Annotated in this window: 13 protein-coding genes; 6 read left to right on the forward strand and 7 right to left on the reverse strand. The window is 53.2% G+C overall.

All coding sequences use genetic code 11. The annotated features are described in order from the left end of the window. The first annotated feature begins 536 nt into the window (after window positions 1-536). Complete coding sequence (locus tag H8L32_RS23555) at window positions 537-842, forward strand: hypothetical protein (protein ID WP_186950018.1); 306 nt, start codon at window positions 537-539, stop codon at window positions 840-842. A 67-nt stretch (window positions 843-909) separates the two neighbouring features. Then, window positions 910-1,602 carry a DUF3334 family protein gene (locus tag H8L32_RS23560; protein ID WP_186950020.1) on the forward strand — a complete coding sequence of 231 codons (693 nt, stop codon included), beginning with the start codon at window positions 910-912 and terminating at the stop codon, window positions 1,600-1,602. A 125-nt stretch (window positions 1,603-1,727) separates the two neighbouring features. Here the strand turns inward: H8L32_RS23560 and H8L32_RS23565 are convergent, their stop codons facing one another. The 3 genes from H8L32_RS23565 to H8L32_RS23575 all read right to left on the reverse strand — a co-directional run bounded on the left by H8L32_RS23565 (window position 1,728) and on the right by H8L32_RS23575 (window position 5,288). Beyond that, a complete protein-coding gene (locus H8L32_RS23565; RefSeq protein WP_186950022.1) occupies window positions 1,728-2,852 on the reverse strand; it encodes a beta-ketoacyl-ACP synthase III in 1,125 nt (374 codons plus the stop codon). Window positions 2,853-3,306: 454 nt separating this feature from the next. Continuing rightward, complete coding sequence (fghA, locus tag H8L32_RS23570) at window positions 3,307-4,185, reverse strand: S-formylglutathione hydrolase (protein ID WP_186950024.1); 879 nt, start codon at window positions 4,183-4,185, stop codon at window positions 3,307-3,309. Further along, complete coding sequence (locus H8L32_RS23575) at window positions 4,185-5,288, reverse strand: S-(hydroxymethyl)glutathione dehydrogenase/class III alcohol dehydrogenase (RefSeq protein WP_186950026.1); 1,104 nt, start codon at window positions 5,286-5,288, stop codon at window positions 4,185-4,187. The genes fghA and H8L32_RS23575 overlap by 1 nt, the downstream gene beginning before the upstream one ends. Before the next feature lie 172 nt (window positions 5,289-5,460). Here H8L32_RS23575 and H8L32_RS23580 point away from each other — a divergent pair, with 172 nt between their 5' ends. Next, on the forward strand, window positions 5,461-6,531 hold the full coding sequence (locus tag H8L32_RS23580) for a GlxA family transcriptional regulator (protein WP_186950028.1): 1,071 nt from the start codon (window positions 5,461-5,463) through the stop codon (window positions 6,529-6,531). Here H8L32_RS23580 and H8L32_RS23585 read toward each other — a convergent pair. The 3 genes from H8L32_RS23585 to H8L32_RS23595 form a co-directional block, all read right to left on the reverse strand. Next, on the reverse strand, window positions 6,491-7,126 hold the full coding sequence (locus tag H8L32_RS23585) for a YitT family protein (protein ID WP_186950029.1): 636 nt from the start codon (window positions 7,124-7,126) through the stop codon (window positions 6,491-6,493). The two genes, H8L32_RS23580 and H8L32_RS23585, sit on opposite strands and share 41 nt — an antisense overlap. Window positions 7,127-7,313: 187 nt before the next feature. Next, on the reverse strand, window positions 7,314-8,303 hold the full coding sequence (locus H8L32_RS23590) for a tetratricopeptide repeat protein (RefSeq protein ID WP_186950031.1): 990 nt from the start codon (window positions 8,301-8,303) through the stop codon (window positions 7,314-7,316). Window positions 8,304-8,404: 101 nt separating this feature from the next. Next, entirely contained in the window at window positions 8,405-10,435 is a 2,031-nt protein-coding gene (locus tag H8L32_RS23595; RefSeq protein ID WP_186950033.1) for a site-specific recombinase, read from the reverse strand. Between the two features lie 203 nt (window positions 10,436-10,638). On the opposite strand from H8L32_RS23595, the gene H8L32_RS23600 reads away from it, so the two are divergent. Both H8L32_RS23600 and H8L32_RS23605 read left to right on the forward strand, forming a co-directional pair. After that, window positions 10,639-11,940 (forward strand): hemolysin family protein, encoded by a 1,302-nt coding sequence (locus H8L32_RS23600; protein WP_186950035.1) that lies wholly within the window; start codon window positions 10,639-10,641, stop codon window positions 11,938-11,940. 309 nt (window positions 11,941-12,249) lie between these two features. Next, entirely contained in the window at window positions 12,250-15,900 is a 3,651-nt protein-coding gene (locus tag H8L32_RS23605; RefSeq protein WP_186950037.1) for a bifunctional diguanylate cyclase/phosphodiesterase, read from the forward strand. 34 nt (window positions 15,901-15,934) lie between these two features. Here the strand turns inward: H8L32_RS23605 and H8L32_RS23610 are convergent, their stop codons facing one another. Beyond that, a complete protein-coding gene (locus H8L32_RS23610) occupies window positions 15,935-16,795 on the reverse strand; it encodes an MBL fold metallo-hydrolase (RefSeq protein ID WP_186950039.1) in 861 nt (286 codons plus the stop codon). A gap of 160 nt (window positions 16,796-16,955) precedes the next feature. Here H8L32_RS23610 and H8L32_RS23615 point away from each other — a divergent pair, with 160 nt between their 5' ends. Then, on the forward strand, window positions 16,956-17,753 hold the full coding sequence (locus H8L32_RS23615; RefSeq protein ID WP_186950041.1) for a sulfite exporter TauE/SafE family protein: 798 nt from the start codon (window positions 16,956-16,958) through the stop codon (window positions 17,751-17,753). The last annotated feature ends 30 nt before the right edge of the window (window positions 17,754-17,783 follow it).

Consider the following 17,783-nt stretch of genomic DNA (forward strand, 5'->3'; position numbering starts at 1 on the left):
ATCGTCTTGTTCGCACTCACTCCTATTTATGAAATGAGTTCTAGTAATGCGGGCAGGCTGTTGGTATTGATTTGGATATATGTGTGAGCAATTTGCTTGATCACTTAGACTGACAAAGCTTGCTGAGGCTGCATGCCAGCCGTGCAGAAGGGTGCGGTTCGGCCAGGTTGCGTGTCATGCCTGCCAATGGGGCTGCCAATGGGGCTACCTTCGGGCCATATCAAAATATGGGTTTCCGGTACGACGGAACTTCGCTTGCCCCTGTCATTTCCCGCTGTTAAAAGAACAAAATCAGCTGTTGCGGCAATGGCTGCAACGGGCACATGCTTCCTCTTTTGTCTTGGTTGCATGGGGGCAACGTACTATAATCCCTGCTGTACTGGCGAATAAACAAATCGTGCGGACTGCATGAAACAAGTGGACGGAGGCCCTACGCTTCAGTATTCTTGCATTATTCCTATGGGCAGCGTCGCCTGCCCTCTGGGGGATGTGCCGTTTCATTTTGCCGGCATATCTGGCACGCTAAGGATGAAACCATGCTGATCACCGATTTGACATCGCTAACCGACGCGCAGGAGGATAGCTTGCAGGCAGAACACGCCGTTCATGATGCAACGCTCGTCGCTGTGCAGCGGGTGCTTGCGCTGGAAGCGGAAGTGAAGCGCTTGCGGGATGTGTCTGCCGTCATGCCTGCTGATGCCCGGCAAGACCCGGTATGGAAAGATAAAGTTGCTCACCTGCTAAGCCGGGTTGTCTTGTTCAGGCTTGCTGTTTCTGATGAACACGGGCGTGCGCATGCAGCACCACCATCTGTCCGGACAGGGGATGGCGTAGTGGAATGAAGCGACAGGCTGGTGGCTTGTCGCAGGTGATTTTTGAAATTGTTGTGTAAAAAATTAGGAGTTGGCCATGGCCTCGGAAGAAACTGGTGTGGTGTACGGTACGGAAGACTTGTTGACCAGTTTGTGCAACTCGGTCATACGGGTGTTGAACGTGGCGACACAAAGCAAGGTACATTATTCGGCCATGGTGCAGCGCATCACCAAGATAGGCCTGAAGCCGGACATCGGTTGCTTCGTGCTGTTTGATGGTGGTTTTTCAGGGTTGGTGGTATTGAACTTTGATGGCGATACCGCGCTTGAGATTTACGAAAAATACATGCTCAACATGGGTATGCCCAAGTCTGAGCTGGCCACGTCTTTCACTTCGGATGAAGTTGCCAATATTCTGGGTGAACTGATGAATCAGATCGTCGGTGATTTCACCGGCAAGATACGTCGTGAACTACAAACCAATATCACCCAGAACCAGCCCAAGATGCTGGTACTGACCAAGCAGGTCATGCTGAGTGTGGATACCCCGCTGGACAGGCCAGAACTGCGCCGCGTGTCCTTCTTCACTGAAAAGAATAATATCTTTTACCTGGAACTGGCCATCGACAGGACAGAGTTCATCAAGCTGCATGATTTTGATGCACATGAAGTGCCTGATCCGGATGCCTTGCTGGACATGCAGCAATCCAGTCAAAAAACAGATGCAGTAGCACCGGCTGCTGCATCAGAAGATGACAATGCTGAACTGTTGAAGTCTTTGGGGATGTAAGTCAACTTGCATACCTTGCATCAAGACAGATCTTGATGCAGCTAAGATATAACCAAGATGCAGAGAAGCAAAAGGCCGCCTTAATTTTCATTAGGCGGCCTTTTGTTTTGTGCGGACAATTCAGTTCAGTTCAATTTTTTGACGACCACGCAGCCTATGGAATAACCTGCGCCAAACGAGCAGATCACGCCTATGGTGCCGGGTGTCAGGTCTTCCTGGTATTTGTGAAAGGCGATGATGGAACCCGCTGACGACGTATTGGCGTAGGTATCGAGTATGGTTGGCGATTCTTCGGGTGTGGCGTCACGTCCCAAAATCATGCGGGCAATCAACAGGTTCATGTTGAGGTTGGCCTGATGCAGCCAAAAGCGTTTTACATCGGGGATGCTGATGCCCGATGCTTCTACCGTTGAGGTGATCACCGAAGCGGCCATGGGGCAGACATCCTTGAATACTTTGCGGCCTTGCTGGCGGAACAGTTTGTCTGGCTTGCCTATGCCGCTTTCATCGGCGCGATTCAAAAAGCCGAAGTTGTTGCGGATATTGTTCGAGAATTGGGTTTTCAGTTTCAGGCCGACAATTTCAAACTGGTGTTGCGATGTGGCCAGGTCAGCGCGTTCTATGATGATGGCGGTACAGGCATCACCAAAAATGAAGTGGCTGTCGCGGTCACGCCAGTTCAGGTGGCCGCTGGTGATTTCTGGGTTAACCACCAAGATGGCGCGCGCCTGGCCGCTTTGTATCGCTGTGACAGCAGCCTGTATGCCAAACGTGGCAGATGAACAGGCAACATTGATGTCGTAACCATAACCGTCTATGCCCAGCGCTGCCTGGATTTCAACGGCCATGGCTGGGTAGCCACGCTGCATATTGCTGGCAGCGCAAATGACACCGTCGATATCTGCGGCGGTGCGGCCTGCGCGTTCCAGCGCCTGGGTGGCTGCTGCCACGGCCATTTCACACATGACGGATGGTTCATCGTCGCTACGTTCCGGGATGCGTGGGGTCATGCGGTTGATATCCAGCACACCATCTTTATTCATCACATAACGTGCTTTAATGCCGGATGCTTTTTCTATGAAGGCAACGCTGGATTCTTCCAGTGCCACCACGTCGCCGCTGGCGATGGCCGCAGCGTTTTGTGCATTGTGTTGCTGGACATAACCATTGAAGCTGGCAATCAGTTCTTCATTGGAAATGGACTGGGATGGCGTATACAGGCCGGTGCCGCTGATGACTACTTTACTCATCTCTTGCTTTCTTGTTATGTCGTTCTGAATGATGCGCAAAAAATGCGCGACGATGTCGCTCGATTTTACACAAAATTAATGACAACTTAGCGAGAAACGCACAGAAATAGAGTGCTTGTTCCAGTTTGGTGCATATTAAAACTGGAACAAGCCTGTATGACAAACCTTGAAGAATGTAGGTACGATTAGCGCAGCGTAATCGTACGTATGTTGTCCCTGGCAATGACCAAGACGTTTCACATTTTCTTGTCTTCTATCCGACAAGAGAAAATTCATTGTTTTGTATTTTTATCAGCAAATCAGCAGTTGAAGAAAGCGAGCCGTGATGGACATGCGTACGATTACGCTGCGCTAATCGTACCTACGTTGGTTTGATGAGCAGCGCAGCTGGTTTGCGTAAGTGCTATTAAAACCGGAACAAGCCTGTATGACAGCATTGGCCGCTTTTGGGCCTTTAAGCAGTCAATTGCTGCTTGTGATGCAGCAAATGCTCTTCAATAAAGCTGGTGATGAAGTAATAGCCATGGTCATAGCCAGCGTGGTAACGCAGGTTCAGCGGCTGTTGTATTTGCTGGCAGGCAGCGGCGAACTGGTCGGGGTGTAATTGCTCTGCCAGAAATTTATCGTCCAGCCCCTGGTCTATCAGGATGCCTTTGGGAAATGGGGCCTGGCGCTGGTTCAGCATGAGCTGGGTGGCGTCGTAGGCGCGCCAGCTTGTCGTATCTGACCCCAGATATCCGCTGAAAGCCTTGTTGCCCCAGGGGCATTGGGTGGGGGCAGCAATCGGCGCGAAGGCAGATACGCTGTGAAAATATTCCGGATGACGCAAGGCCAGCACGAGCGCACCATGGCCACCCATGGAATGTCCCATGATGCCTACCTGTTGCCTGTCCATGGGCAAGTGATCAAGCAGGATGTTGCGCAGTTCATGCACGATATAGCTGTGCATGCGGTAATGCTGGCTCCATGGTGTTTCGGTGGCGTCCAGGTAAAAACCGGCGGCGACACCAAAATCCCAGCTGTCGCTATCGCCGGGGATGTTGGTGTTGCGTGGGCTGGTGTCAGGCGTGATGAGGATGATGCCTTCGCGGGCGGCAACGGCCTGCGCGCCACCCTTGATCATGAAGGTCTCCTCGGTGCAGGTCAGCCCTGCGAGGTAAAACACTGCCGGGCAAGTCGCGCCTGCCAGTGCCTGCGGTGGCAGGTAGACAGAAAACCGCATAGGCAAGCCAATTTCTTTGGATGCATGCTGATAAAACCGCTGCACACCAGCATGGCAGGCATGCTGGCTTAACAGGGTTATCTCATCCGGCAGGGGCAGGAGCGGCTTCATCAATACAGCACGACAGAACGGATGGATTCGCCGCTTTTCATGAGGTCAAAGCCCTCATTGATGCGTTCCAGCGGCAGTCTGTGGGTGATCAGGTCATCGATATTCAGTTTGCCTTCCATGTACCAGTCGACAATTTTTGGTACGTCAGTACGGCCACGGGCACCACCAAAGGCAGAACCTTTCCATTCGCGCCCCGTCACCAGCTGGAACGGACGGGTACTGATTTCTGCACCAGCCTCAGCCACACCGATGATGATGGATTTGCCCCAGCCCTTGTGGCAGCATTCCAGCGCCTGACGCATGACCTTGGTATTGCCTATGCACTCAAATGAATAGTCAGCACCGCCGTCTGTCAGCTGGATGATGTGGTCGACCACGTTTTCTACCTGCGACGGATTGATGAAGTGGGTCATGCCAAATTTGCGCGCCATGCTTTCACGTGCCGGGTTCAGGTCCACACCGATGATTTTGTCGGCACCCACCATTTTGGCAGCCTGGATCACGTTCAGGCCTATGCCGCCCAGACCAAACACGACCACATTCGCGCCAGCTTCCACCTTGGCGGTGAAAACCACGGCACCCACGCCAGTAGTCACGCCGCAACCGATATAGCAAATCTTGTCGAAGGGGGCATCTTCACGCACTTTGGCAACAGCAATTTCCGGCACCACGATGTAGTTGGAGAAGGTTGATGTACCCATGTAATGGAACAGCGGTTTGCCATCAAGCGAGAAGCGCGATGTGGCATCCGGCATCAGCCCGCGTCCCTGGGTAGAACGGATGGCCTGGCACAGATTGGTTTTGCGTGACAGGCAGAACTTGCATTGGCGGCATTCTGGCGTGTACAGCGGGATGACATGGTCACCTTTGCGCAAGCTGACGCCGGGGCCGGTATCTACAATCACGCCTGCACCTTCATGCCCCAGAATGGCAGGGAACAGACCTTCCGGGTCAGCACCAGAGAGGGTGTAATAATCGGTATGGCAAATGCCGGTGGCCTTGACCTCGATCAGCACTTCACCGGCTTGCGGGCCTTGCAGATCGACTTCTTCTATCGTCAAGGGTGCACCTGCTTTCCAGGCGATGGCGGCTTTGGTTTTCATGCTGATCCTTTATGGAATGTTAAGGTTCGGTGATTGTCTTAGAAAGCAGATACATTGCGGGTGTTTTTTAGCTATATGGCTGATTCTGAATGAAGAATGGCTTAAAAAGACGGGGCGACCACTTCTGGACTATCATCCTGCTTTTGCTTATGCACAAGGTCAGGCATTGAAAATGGCTAAACAGGTAGACAAGCCCATAGATAAACGCACGGACAAACGCGCAGACAAACGTGGCTTTCCCCGCAGGCTCGATATTATCGTGTACCCCGGTTTCAAATCGCTGGAAGCGATAGGGCCGATGTCGGTGTTTGAGTATGCGAATATCCATTTGCAACGCCAGGGCAAGCCCGCCGCCTATGATGTCAAAATTGCTGCGGCCCAGATCGGGCCGGTGCGTTCAGACACCCTGATGTGCCTGGAAGCGACCAAGGCCATCAACCCGCTGGCTTTGCCGGATGACGCGATCATCGTCGGCTCGCGCCATATCCGCGATGCGCTGGAAGAAAATGGTGCGATCATCGATTGGGTGGCACATGTCGCCCCCAAAATCCAGCGTCTGGCAGCCTTGTGTTCTGGCGCTTTTTTCCTGGCGAAGACAGGGCTGCTGGACGGCAAGCATGCCACCACGCACTGGAGTGTGGCGCGCCAGTTGCAGGATGATTTCCCGGCAGTGCAGGTGGATGCTGACGCCATCTTCATACGCAGTGGCAACCTGTGGACATCAGCGGGTGTGACGGCAGGCATAGACCTGGCCCTGGCCTTTGTCGAAGATGATTGCGGCCATGAACTGGCGCTGGAAGTGGCCAGTGACATGGTGGTCTACCTGAAACGTCCCGGTGGGCAATCGCAGTTCAGTACCCACTTGCTGAGCCAAAAAACCGCGCAGACCAATATCCGCGAATTGCAGCAGTGGATATTATCCAACCTGCATCAGCGCCTGCCGGTATCGCAACTGGCCGACATGGCCGGTATGAGCCTGCGCAATTTCACCCGACTGTTTCAGCGTGAAGTGGGTTCCAGTACTTCAGAATTTATCGAAACTGCACGTCTGGAATTTGCTCAACGCTTGTTGGCCGATGTGTCGGAACAGGCCATGCCGGTCAAGACCATTGCAGCCCGTTGCGGTTTCGCCAGTGACGATCATTTGCGCCGGGTTTTTCAAAAGCACCTGCACCTGTCGCCGACACAATATCGCGACAGCTTTACATCGCTACATAACGATCAGGACGATGATTCAGGCTGATTGCCAGGTTCAGGGCAAAGGCACCAATGACGGACGCCAGCAGCGCCATTGGCGTCACTACTGCCAGTGACGCCATGACGATACAAAAATCCACCGCCATTTGCAGCTTGCCGGCACGTATGCCACGCTTTTCTTGCAGGTACAGGGCCAGGATATTGATGCCGCCAAGGCTGGCCTGGTGGCGGAACAGCACAATAAAACCCACGCCCATCATCAAGCCGCCGATCAGCGCAACATAGAACGGTGTAAGCGCCGTCATGCTGGTCAGGTGCACCAGTTTGGGATGCAGGCCAGAAAACACCGATACCAGCGCTACTGCACAAAATGTCTTGAGCGTGAAACGCCAGCCCATGCGTCGCCAGGCCAGCCAGTAAAACGGCAGATTGATGAGGAAAAACACCAGACCAAAGGATAGCCCGGTGCTGTAATGAAGCAGAAAGGCCAGTCCGGCTGTTCCACCAGTCAGCAAGCCTGCCTGGTTAAACAGGGCCACGCCCAGTGATACCAGCACGGTGCCGGTAATAATGGCCAGCACATCTTCCAGCAGACTGTGGGCTACCAGGGATGGGGGCGGGGTGTTGCTGACGGTCTTCATGACAGATGGCAGTTAGGCAGGTACGTAGGTACTAATGCAGGATCGGGAAAGTACGATTGTACTTGTTGCCCGCCCTGCTACCTACCTGTCTGTTGGGTGATAATCAGCTTCGTTGATGTGCATCAAAACTTGCCGGCAAGCGCAGCCGGGTTTGATACAGTCTTGTAACAAACCCGCTTGCTGGCTATCAGCTTTTCAGTGTCTTCAACTGTGTTTCTGCATCTTCACGCAATTTTTTGCTGAGGGCTGGTTTGTAAGACAGGGATTTTTCAAAATTTGAAATGGCTTTGGGTTTGTCATTGACGGCCTGCTGGCATTGGCCCAGACGGTAGTAGCTGGCAGCATTGACGTCTATGCTCAGGGATTTTTCAAACCAGTTGATGGCATCCTTGTGTTTGCCCTGTTCCTGCAAGGCGCGTCCCATGCCATAGGAACCCTGGTATTTGTCCGGATAGCGCTGTTGCAGTTCACTGAAGACACGTTCTGCATCCACATATTTCTTTTCTTGCACATAGGTGGCACCAACGCTGAACAGCACATTGCGCTGCAACTTGGCGAGAGATTCGACATTGCCGGGGATGGCGGACAGGGCATTGGTTTCAGCACGGCTGGCTTTTTCGTCAGACAGGTCTATTGTTGCCTGCATCAGATTGCTGGCGGCAGTGCTGACTTTTGCAGTTTCCAGCACCAGGTTTTGTGCCTTGCTTTTACCGCCACCGGCAATGGCTGGCGCTTGCAGGTAATACTGCAACAGGGAATTACGGGCGTTGAAATTTTTCGGATCCAGTTCCACTGCCTTGATGAAGGCATCGCGGATTTTGCCGGCGTAGGACATGGCGGCAAACATGTTACCCGAGGTGGCTTTGGTGCCCAGTACATTGCCCAGCATTTCATGGCATTCGGACATCTGTGGATGAGCGCTGATGCATTGCTCGGCATACTTTGCAGCATCATCGAGTTTATCAAGCTTGCCTTCGGCCAGTATCAGGTCGGCCTTTGCCAGCAGGGCATCGGCATTGTTCGGGTCACTGGACAATTTTGCGCTGGCAGCTTTATCGGCTTCGGCATATTTTTTGGCTTTCATCAGCGCTTCATATTCATGGGCGCTGGCGGTTTGTACCGCCATCATGGCAAGCGACGTGATCGATGCGGCAATCAGGGTCTGCAACAATTTCATAGTGTTCTCAATCAGGATGATGACTCAAGCTTAACGGTGCCATGCCAGTTTTGGTTGACCTGGCCACCGTTTTACCCGATTTTTACGTGATCATATTCAACTTATTTGACTTCATCCTTGACATCATCCTGTTCAGTAGCAGCTTCTTCCCTAGCTGCTGGCGGCAGGAAAAAATCACGCGGACCTTGCCAGAAGCGGGTCCACAACAAGACAGTCAACAGGCCACCCTGACCAAAACTGACACGCCGTGAACGCAAGGCAACCAGCATCGCCAGACTGAAGCTGACACCCAGGTTCACCATGCCTATTGTCATGATGCCAAACAACGAATAAGCCGCTACCTGCCAGCTCATATGGTTGTCCAGGCCAACCAGGGCAAAGGCAAAATTGGCGCTGGCAAAGGTGATATGGCGGATATCAATCGGCAAGCCAAAGAAACTGCCGAGCTGGCCTATGGTACCCAGCATGACACCAAAGAAAAAATTACCAGCCAAAGCCCCGAGATTGTTGCCGATATAAGTCGTCACCCGCAGCAATCTGTCTTCACCCAGTATCGCCTTCAGCCAGCGCAGTTGCCGCAAGCGATCCGGAATATACGCATAGCTGGCCTTGTTGTCGTAGTAGCCGGAAATCAGGCCCGACAAGAACAGGCAGACGCCGGCAATCGCCGCATGAGGCAGGGCCAGGCTGTTGAATGGGTCAATGTCGTGCAGCAAATGACCGGCTTTTTCTGGCGACACCAGGTGCTTGCCTGTGATTTCAACCCAGGCCCAGGCAATGGCATAGGCCGTGGGTATGGCCAGACCAACGTTGCCGATAATGGCGATGAATTGTGAGCGCAAGACACGCACAATCAATTCCACCAATTCATCCAGTTTTTGCTTGCCTTCGTCAATTGCACGCGCTATCAGGGCGGCCGTCATGGCCGGCTGTTTGGTAGCGATGGTGAAATGCAGTACATGCACCAGCATGAAGCCGGATGAATAATTCAGGCTGTACAGCAGGGCATAACCAAACGGTGCCATCGCCATGCTGCCAAACAGGATCTTGATCAGCGCCATGAAGCCGACAATAAAGCCTGCCCCCAGGGCCGAACGCAGCATGCTCAGCCATTCGCTGCGGTTGTTGGTGACGTAATGCTCTCCGCTGCGGCCTGCTCTTTCCGTGACTTGCAGTGACAGCAGTTCGGTACTGGTCTGTATCAGATTGCGCAGGCTGTGGCGCTCGTTGTCTGCCTTGACCAGTTCTTTCAGCAATTGCACACCCAACTGAGCGGTGTTGCTGGTGTCGCGGCTGTCCAGCATGTCCAGCAGTTTGCGCAAGCGGGCAATGCTCTGCGTCAGTTGCAGCAACAAGCGGGTCAGGCTGATGGAAACGCCCTGGAAAGATGCAGTACGGCGTATGCGGTTGGTAATGTCTTCACACTGCGTCAGCAAGACTTCGATGTGCTTGCTGTCTTCGCGCAACTTGTCCTGATCGATCAGCCACTGGCTGTAACTCAGCACATAGTCATTGATGGCGTCGTTTTGCCGCAGGAAGGGGGATTCAAACTTTTCTATATCCGGGTGATTGCGTACTAGTTCAGCTTCCAGCCCGATATTCGTGATGCGATACGACAGCACCTGCACTGCACTCAGGATTTCACTTGTCAGGGTGCCATGTGTCAGGCGGGCCGTGCGCGAGCGAAAGCCGATGGCAGTGATCAAATCCACCCAGGCCTGGTCTTCGATGCCATTCACCCAGATATGATCAGTCTCTTCGTGAAACAATTGCCCAAACACATCCTTGATGTAGTCTTCATTCACCAGAGGCGGCAAAATCTTGTTGAACAGGCGCTGGCGGGCGGCGGTCCAGAAACCGACGTTCTGGGTAATGCCGGTATCGGTGAACAAATGCACCAGCTTGCGCGTGGTCAGTACCTGCAGCAGGTAGTGACGCAGCGCGCTGCGCCATGCGGGGCGCTGACGCAACACAAAGCACAGTGCCCGCACATTGTCCGTGGCACGGACGATATCATGGGGGCGCTGCGGTCTTATTTCTGCGACCAGGCTGCGCAGGTGCTGGATATCGTTCAGTGCAGGGTGTTCGGTCAGGCGGAGTTGAATCCCGGCTAAAACCTTATCGATGCTCAAACGTTTCTCCTCAAAATACTATAGAGCGTAAGTTGTAACGCAATTTGCGCCATTTGTCATGTGAACAAGTCAGAAGTTTTTGTTCTTAAATGTGGTTTGGTCCGCATGAAATGGGGATTGCTACAGCTTATTCCAGAGCATTTACATGCAAGTAAGGACAATTTAGTCTAAAGTGTCGGCTTGTACATAACAAAGGTTAGACGTTGGAAAATTTATTGCTGGTGCTTGCTGCCCTGTTACTGGTCTTGTTAAACGGCTTTTTCGTTGCAGCAGAGTTTGGTTTGGTGAAGTTGCGTCAGACCAGGGTACGCAGTATTGCGAAGACCTCGGGTTTGCGAGGCCGTTTGCTATTTACAGTCCATCAGCATCTGGATACCTATTTGTCTGCCTGTCAACTGGGCATTACGCTCGCTTCACTGGGGCTGGGCTGGATAGGTGAGCCTGCCTTTGCCAATTTGCTGCATCCCGTCTTTATTCTGGTCGGCGTCAATTCGGAAGAGTTGATACACGGCATTTCCTTCTTCTTCGCCTTCTTTGTCATTTCCTTCCTGCATATTGTGGTGGGTGAACTGGCCCCCAAATCCATGGCCATCCGGATGCCTGAACGGGTATCCCTGTGGACCGCACCGGCACTGTATGCGTTTTACTGGAGCATGTACCCGGCCATCTGGGCCCTGAACTGGAGTTCCAACAAGGTCTTGAAATGGATAGGCCTGAGCGCTGAACATGGCGGTGATACCCATTATTCGCCGGAAGAACTGAAGCTGATCCTGCGCGGTAGCCATGGCGGCAAAAAAGAAACCCGCGACGAGTGGAGCATCATGGCCCAGGTGCTGGATTTTGGCGGCCTGGAAATTTCTGACCTGATGCGCCCCATCAATGAAGTGGTGGCCATGTATAAAAGCGTGTCGCTCGAAGAAAACATGGAAACCGCTGCCCGTAACCGTTTCAGCCGTTATCCCTATTTTGATGAAGATGACGAAACCGTACTCGGCATGTTGCATCTGAAAGACCTGTTCCTGGCCCAGCAGGCCGGCAAGCCGCTGGGGGACCTGAGCAAGCACTTGCGTCAGGTCGAATTTGTCCCGCCTACCATGCCGGCGCTGGAATTGTTTCGCCGCTTCCGCAAGGGCGCACCGCACTTTGCCATTGTCGGCAACCGTGGCAGCAAGCCGGTGGGCTTCCTGACGCTGGATAACCTGCTCAGTGCCCTGGTCGGTCAGATACGTGATGAATTCCGCCAGAATGAAAATGACTGGACCCTGCTGGACGACGGTACCCTGATAGGCAAGGGCAGTCTGCCCCTGTTTACCCTCGGTAGCGCACTGGGCTTTGATGTTGACAGTGATGAAGTTGAATCGATAGGTGGCCTGATCATGCACAAGCTGGGTGATTTGCCGGTAGAAGGCCAAAAGGTTGAGTTTGAACGCTTCGATGCCGTGGTCAAGAAAATGAATGGCCCGCGCATCATACTGGTTCGCATCCATCCCAAATCGGATAGCTAGACACCATTCAGTCGCCATGCACTTCCGCATCACCATGACAGGGGCAAAAACCGGCCCCGTCATGGGCCAGGCACCGTCGTCAGGCAGCCGGACTCAAATAAGCATTTGATGTCCCGCCCGAGTCCGTTACACTATAGTCATGTGCAAAATTGCATCAGGAGAAACATGCCCCGGTATAACAGGACCGTCTTGCTGTCTTGTCATATTTTCATCTCGTTATGATTTCATCTCGTTATGATTTCATCTCGTTATGATTTCATCTTGTTATGAGGCTGTTTTTGTTGCCCGGGTCTTGAAAGCCTTCCTTCGATGACTTCTCACAAGCGTTTATCCAGCTATTCCCGCAGCTTTTGGCTGACCTTGGGCATGTTCGCCATTTTTACACTGGTTTTTGTCTGGTACGTACATTCAGAAAAATCCATCGATCAGGTGAACGATCAACGCTTTGAATCCCATGTCCTGTCCACAGAATTGCAACAAACCTCGGAAGACCTGACACGCATGGTGCGCAGCTATGTCGCCACCGGCAACGCTGACTATAAACGCTATTACCAGCATATTCTCGATGTACGTAATGGCAAGGCGCCACGACCTGCAATGGGGAAAAACCTGTTCTGGGATCTGGTCCCTGCGGTTAACAGCCAGCGCGCCAATGATGATTCCAGTGTTGCCGGACGCAGCGTGCCCTTGCTGGAACTGCTGGGCAATGCCGGTCTCAGCAAGGAGGAATTTGCTCGCCTGGAGCTGGCCAAAGCCAATTCCGATGCCCTGACCAAGATAGAGTGGGCGGCCATGCATTTGATCGAAGACCCGGCAGCAGACCCACAGTCAGCCAGGCAGCGGGCGATGGCCATGTTGTATGACGAACAGTACAGGCAGGCCAAACTCGCCATCCTGCGTCCGATAGCCGAAGCCCATGAAATGATAGAGGTACGTAATCTGGGTCTGGTCAAAGGGGCTGAAGAATTTGCCTTGCGATTGCGCTTGCTGTTTATTGTGGTTGGTGTTTTGCTGGTGGGCTTGCTGTGGCGCTCTTACCGTGCGCTTAACCTGACATTGGGTGGCTCTCTCTCTGACGTGTACAGCGGTTTGGTGAATCTGGGCAAAGGCAATTTCGCCGAACCTGTGACCGTCAGACCAGGAGCAGAAGAAAGCATCATGGGCTGGCTGGCCGTTACCCGGCAAAGACTGGCGGTAATTGAAGAAGAAAGATTGCTGGCTGCCCAAAAAAGTGCGCGTTTAAGCCAGTTGTACGGCGCACTGGCACAGTGCAATCAATCCATCTTGCGTATTGATAATAAAGCCGAATTGATGCCGCGCATCTGTGAAGATGCGGTCAGTATAGGCGGTCTTAAAATGGCCTGGATAGGTTTGGCCGATGAAAAACAGCAAGTACTGAAACCGATCGCCTCATTTGGCAGCGGTGCCGAGTATCTGCGTGACCTGCATATCTCACTCAAGCCGGAAGACCCGGCTGCGCAGGGGCCCAGCGCCCTGGCTTATCGGCAGAAACAGCCTTACTGGTGTCAGCATTTTTTAAGCGACCCGGCTACCGCCCCCTGGCATGGACGTGGTGCAGAACACGGATGGCAGGCTTCTGCGGCGCTGCCTTTGCTCAGCAATGGCAAAGTGGTGGGAACCTTCAATCTGTATTCCGATCAGGAAAACGCATTTGATGAAGCAGTACAGGAATTGCTGATCGAATTTGCCGCCGATGTCAGCCACGTACTGAACCGTTTTGAACATGAAACTGAACGTCAGCATGCTTTGCAGATGGAAGAATTGCGCAGCTTCATGCTGGAACGTATTACCGGCACCCTGACGCAAAAAGAATTGTTTCATGATGTCGTGCTGAAGGTGGAATCATTGCTGCCGGATTGCCTGTGTTCCATCATGTTGCTGGACAAGGATGGCCAGCGCGTGCGTACCGGTGCAGCCCCCAGCCTGCCGGCTTTTTATACCAGCGCCATAGAAGGCATGGTGATTGGTGATGGCATAGGCTCTTGCGGCAATGCCCTGTTTACGGGTGACCGTACCATTGCCGCCGATTTGTCCACTCATCCATACTGGCACGATTACAGTGCGGTGGCCGCGCAGGCTGATCTGCATTCCTGCTGGTCAGAGCCGATCTTTTCTGCAGAACGCAAAGTCATCGGTGCCTTCGCCATTTATCATCGGCAGCCCTTGACCCCGGATATATTTTCCCTGCAAATGCTGGAAATGGCCGCCAACCTGATCGCCATCGCCATAGAACGCAAAGTGGCAGAAGAAACCTTGCGCAAGTTATCGCAGGCGCTTGAACAAAGTTCGAATGCCATCGTCATTACCGATACCCTGGTCAATATCGAATATGCGAATGATGCCTACCTGAAAAATGCCGGCAAGCGACTGGAAGAAGTGGTGGGCCGCCAGCCCAGCATCATGCGTTCTGGCCGTACGGCACCAGAAATATATGCCGACATGTGGCAGCAGCTTGAACGTGGTGAAAGCTGGAAAGGCGAGCTCATCAACCGCTATGCCGATGGCCTGGATCATACCGACCTGGCGCATATCTCACCGATACGCAACAGCGAAGGTGTGGTGACGCATTTTCTGTCTATACAGGAAGATATTACCGACAAGAAGCGCACGGAAGAGCGCATCAAATACCTGGCCCACTATGATGCATTGACAGGCTTGCCTAACCGCACGCTGCTGGATGAACTGGCACGTTATGCGCTCAGCCTGGCAGAAAGAAATGATGATGCACTGGCCGTCATCTTCTTTGATCTGGATCACTTCAAGGATATCAACGATACCCTGGGTCACAGCCTGGGCGATGTCATGCTGGTGGAACTGGCCAAGCGCATGGTTGCTTCCATGCGCGAAAACGATACGATTTCGCGCCTGGGTGGCGATGAATTTATTTTATTGCTGACCGGGGTCGATGAACACAAGGTAGAACAGGTCGTGCAAAAACTCATGCAGGTGGTGAATGCGCCATTTCGTATTGGTGAATATGATCTGAATGTGACGGCATCCATGGGCATTGCCATTTACCCCAATGATGGCAAAGACCTGGAAACCCTGTCGCGCAATGCCGATGCCGCCATGTACCGCGCCAAGCGCGAAGGACGCAATGCCTACCGTTTCTTTACCCAGGAAATGCAGGCACGTTCGACCCGCCATCTGGAACTGGTGAATGCCTTGCGTCAGGCAGTGGAAAAGCAGCAGTTCGAATTACATTATCAGCCACAGATCGCCATGCATAGCGGTGCCGTGCTGGGGGCTGAAGCCTTGTTGCGCTGGCAGCATCCGGTATTGGGGGCGGTATCACCGGCAGAATTTATCCCGGTGGCAGAAGAAAGCGGCCTGATTTTGCCCATAGGTGAATGGGTGTTGCGTACCGCCGTGCGGCAGTGGAAACAGTGGCAGGCCAATGGTCTTCCGGATCTGCTGATAGCCGTCAATCTGTCAGCGGTGCAGTTCCGCCATCATGATTTGCCAGCGCTGGTGACTCGCATATTGGATGAAGCAGAAATGCCGCCAGAATGCCTGGAACTGGAACTGACCGAAGGCGTTGCCATGCATGATCCGCAAGGTGCGATTGCAGTCATGAATAATCTGCACGAGCGTGGCATACGCATGTCGATTGATGACTTTGGTACGGGCTATTCTTCGCTCAGTTACCTGAAACAGTTCAAGGTATATAAACTGAAGATAGACCAGAGTTTCGTGCGCGACATTACCAGCGACCCGGAAGACCGCGCCATCGTCAGCGCGGTCATCAGCATGGCCAGGAGCATGGGCCTCATGACCATTGCCGAAGGCGTGGAAACCGCAGAGCAACTGGAATTTTTGCGCCAGCAAGCCTGTGATGAAGTGCAGGGCTACCTGTATTCAAAACCCTTGCCAGCAGACCAGTTTGAAGCGTATGTTAGAAACAGTGTGAGACAGGTCAAAAAACAAATCAGTCATTGACCCGGCATTACTCTCAACATTATTCTCGGCATTATTACAGTTTGTTGAGCGGAATTTTCAGATAGCTTGTGCCATTGTCTTCAGGTGCGGGGAAGTTACCCGCACGGATATTCACCTGTATCGCCGGCAATAAGAGATAAGGCATTTCCAGACCGCTGTCGCGCTGGTTGCGCAGGGCGACGAATTCGGCTTCCGTGATGCCATCACGTACGTGCACGTTATTCGCCTTTTGTCGGGCCACTGTCGTCTGGGTGCAGGTGCTGCGCCCGGCAGGCGGGTAGTCGTGACACAAAAACAGTTGTGTATCTGGTGGGTAGGCCAACAACCTGTGTATGGAATGATAAAGCTGGGTAGCATCGCCACCAGGGAAATCACAGCGTGCCGTACCCACGTCCGGCATGAACAGGGTATCGCCGACAAAAATGTTGTCGGCGATATGGTAAGCCATGTCTGCTGGCGTATGGCCAGGCACAAGCAAAGCACGCGCGCTCAGTGTGCCGATAAAAAATTCTTCATTGTCGACAAACAGATGGTCGAATTGCGAGCCATCCACGGCGAATGCCGGTTCCAGATTGAACAGGGATTTGAATACCTGCTGCACCTGGCTGATATGCTGGCCGATAGCGATCTTGCCGCCGGCCTGTTGTTTGGTGTATTGCGCCGCAGACAGGTGGTCGGCATGGGCATGGGTTTCCAGTATCCATTGCAGTTGCAACCGCTGTGTCTGAAGAAATTCCAGCACCAGATCAGCCGACTGGGTTTTGGTGCGGCCAGATTTGGGTTCGTAATTGAGCACAGGGTCAATCACGGCAGCATGACCACCGGCTTCATCAAACACGACATGGGTCGCAGTGCAGGTCTGGGTATCGAAGAAGCTTTGTATATGCGGTGTCATGGCGAGCCCGGTTTTGCGTGATGTATTGATGATAGCAAAAATGTTGCTGAATTTGATATTGTCATTATGTGAGCAATCTCAAGTGATGCTTACTCGACGAGTCAGACGCTAAGGAATACACTTGCACAATTCTTGAATACTGAACTTTATGTTGCTATCAATGACCGATTTTATCGTTATCCTGATTGGTGCCGTGGTCGGGCTGATCATGGGTCTGACCGGGGCGGGTGGCGGTATCCTGGCGGTTCCGGCACTGGTCTATGCCCAGGGCTGGAGTATGCAGCAAGCCATGCCGGTTGCCTTGCTGGCAGTCAGCACGGCTGCCGCTATCGGCGCCATGGAAGGCCTGTACCGCAAGCTGGTGCGTTATCGTGCTGCGATTCTGATGGCGGTGGCTGGTAGCCTGCCTACACTGCTGGGGGTGCAAGTTGCGCATCGGCTGTCCCAGCAATGGCTGATGCTGGTTTTTGCCCTGATATTGTGTGCTGTTGCCGTGCGCCTGGTGCTACAACTGCGCTCGCCAGATGATGTGAATGGTCCGCGTTCTGCACTGGCACATATCAATAGCAGTACCGGGCGTTTTGAATGGTCTTTCAAGACGGGGGCCGTGATCGCATCGATTGGCGCAGTGTCCGGCTTCATGACGGGTTTGCTGGGCGTAGGCGGTGGTTTTGTGATCGTTCCCATGCTCAGGCATTACACCAATGCCAGCATGCATGTGGCGGTCGCGACCTCGCTGCTGGTGGTCAGTCTGGTAGGTAGCATGGGGGTGGGATCTGCCTTGCTGAGCGGTGCCAGCCTGCCTCCAGCCTTGTCAGCCTTTTTCGTAATCACTACCGTGGGCGGCATGCTGGCAGCACGACGCATTGCCGTACGCCTGCCTGCACGTCAGGTACAAAAGATTTTCATCGGCTTGCTGGTATGCGTGGCGGCCAGTCTGTTTTATCGTGTGCTGTAGTGAGTGTGTCTGATGAATATACTGGCTAAC

Source organism: Undibacterium hunanense, from assembly GCF_014284335.1.
Taxonomy (GTDB): domain Bacteria; phylum Pseudomonadota; class Gammaproteobacteria; order Burkholderiales; family Burkholderiaceae_D; genus Undibacterium; species Undibacterium hunanense.

Coding starts and splice junctions, on each gene's coding strand:
- H8L32_RS23555 (WP_186950018.1), top strand. CDS start 537: ATGCTGATCACCGATTTGACATCGCTAACCGACGCGCAGGAGGATAGC.
- H8L32_RS23565 (WP_186950022.1), bottom strand. CDS start 2,852: ATGAGTAAAGTAGTCATCAGCGGCACCGGCCTGTATACGCCATCCCAG.
- H8L32_RS23610 (WP_186950039.1), bottom strand. CDS start 16,795: ATGACACCGCATATACAAAGCTTCTTCGATACCCAGACCTGCACTGCG.
- H8L32_RS23615 (WP_186950041.1), top strand. CDS start 16,956: ATGACCGATTTTATCGTTATCCTGATTGGTGCCGTGGTCGGGCTGATC.
- H8L32_RS23605 (WP_186950037.1), top strand. CDS start 12,250: ATGACTTCTCACAAGCGTTTATCCAGCTATTCCCGCAGCTTTTGGCTG.
- H8L32_RS23580 (WP_186950028.1), top strand. CDS start 5,461: ATGGCTAAACAGGTAGACAAGCCCATAGATAAACGCACGGACAAACGC.
- H8L32_RS23575 (WP_186950026.1), bottom strand. CDS start 5,288: ATGAAAACCAAAGCCGCCATCGCCTGGAAAGCAGGTGCACCCTTGACG.
- H8L32_RS23560 (WP_186950020.1), top strand. CDS start 910: ATGGCCTCGGAAGAAACTGGTGTGGTGTACGGTACGGAAGACTTGTTG.
- H8L32_RS23585 (WP_186950029.1), bottom strand. CDS start 7,126: ATGAAGACCGTCAGCAACACCCCGCCCCCATCCCTGGTAGCCCACAGT.
- H8L32_RS23590 (WP_186950031.1), bottom strand. CDS start 8,303: ATGAAATTGTTGCAGACCCTGATTGCCGCATCGATCACGTCGCTTGCC.
- fghA (WP_186950024.1), bottom strand. CDS start 4,185: ATGAAGCCGCTCCTGCCCCTGCCGGATGAGATAACCCTGTTAAGCCAG.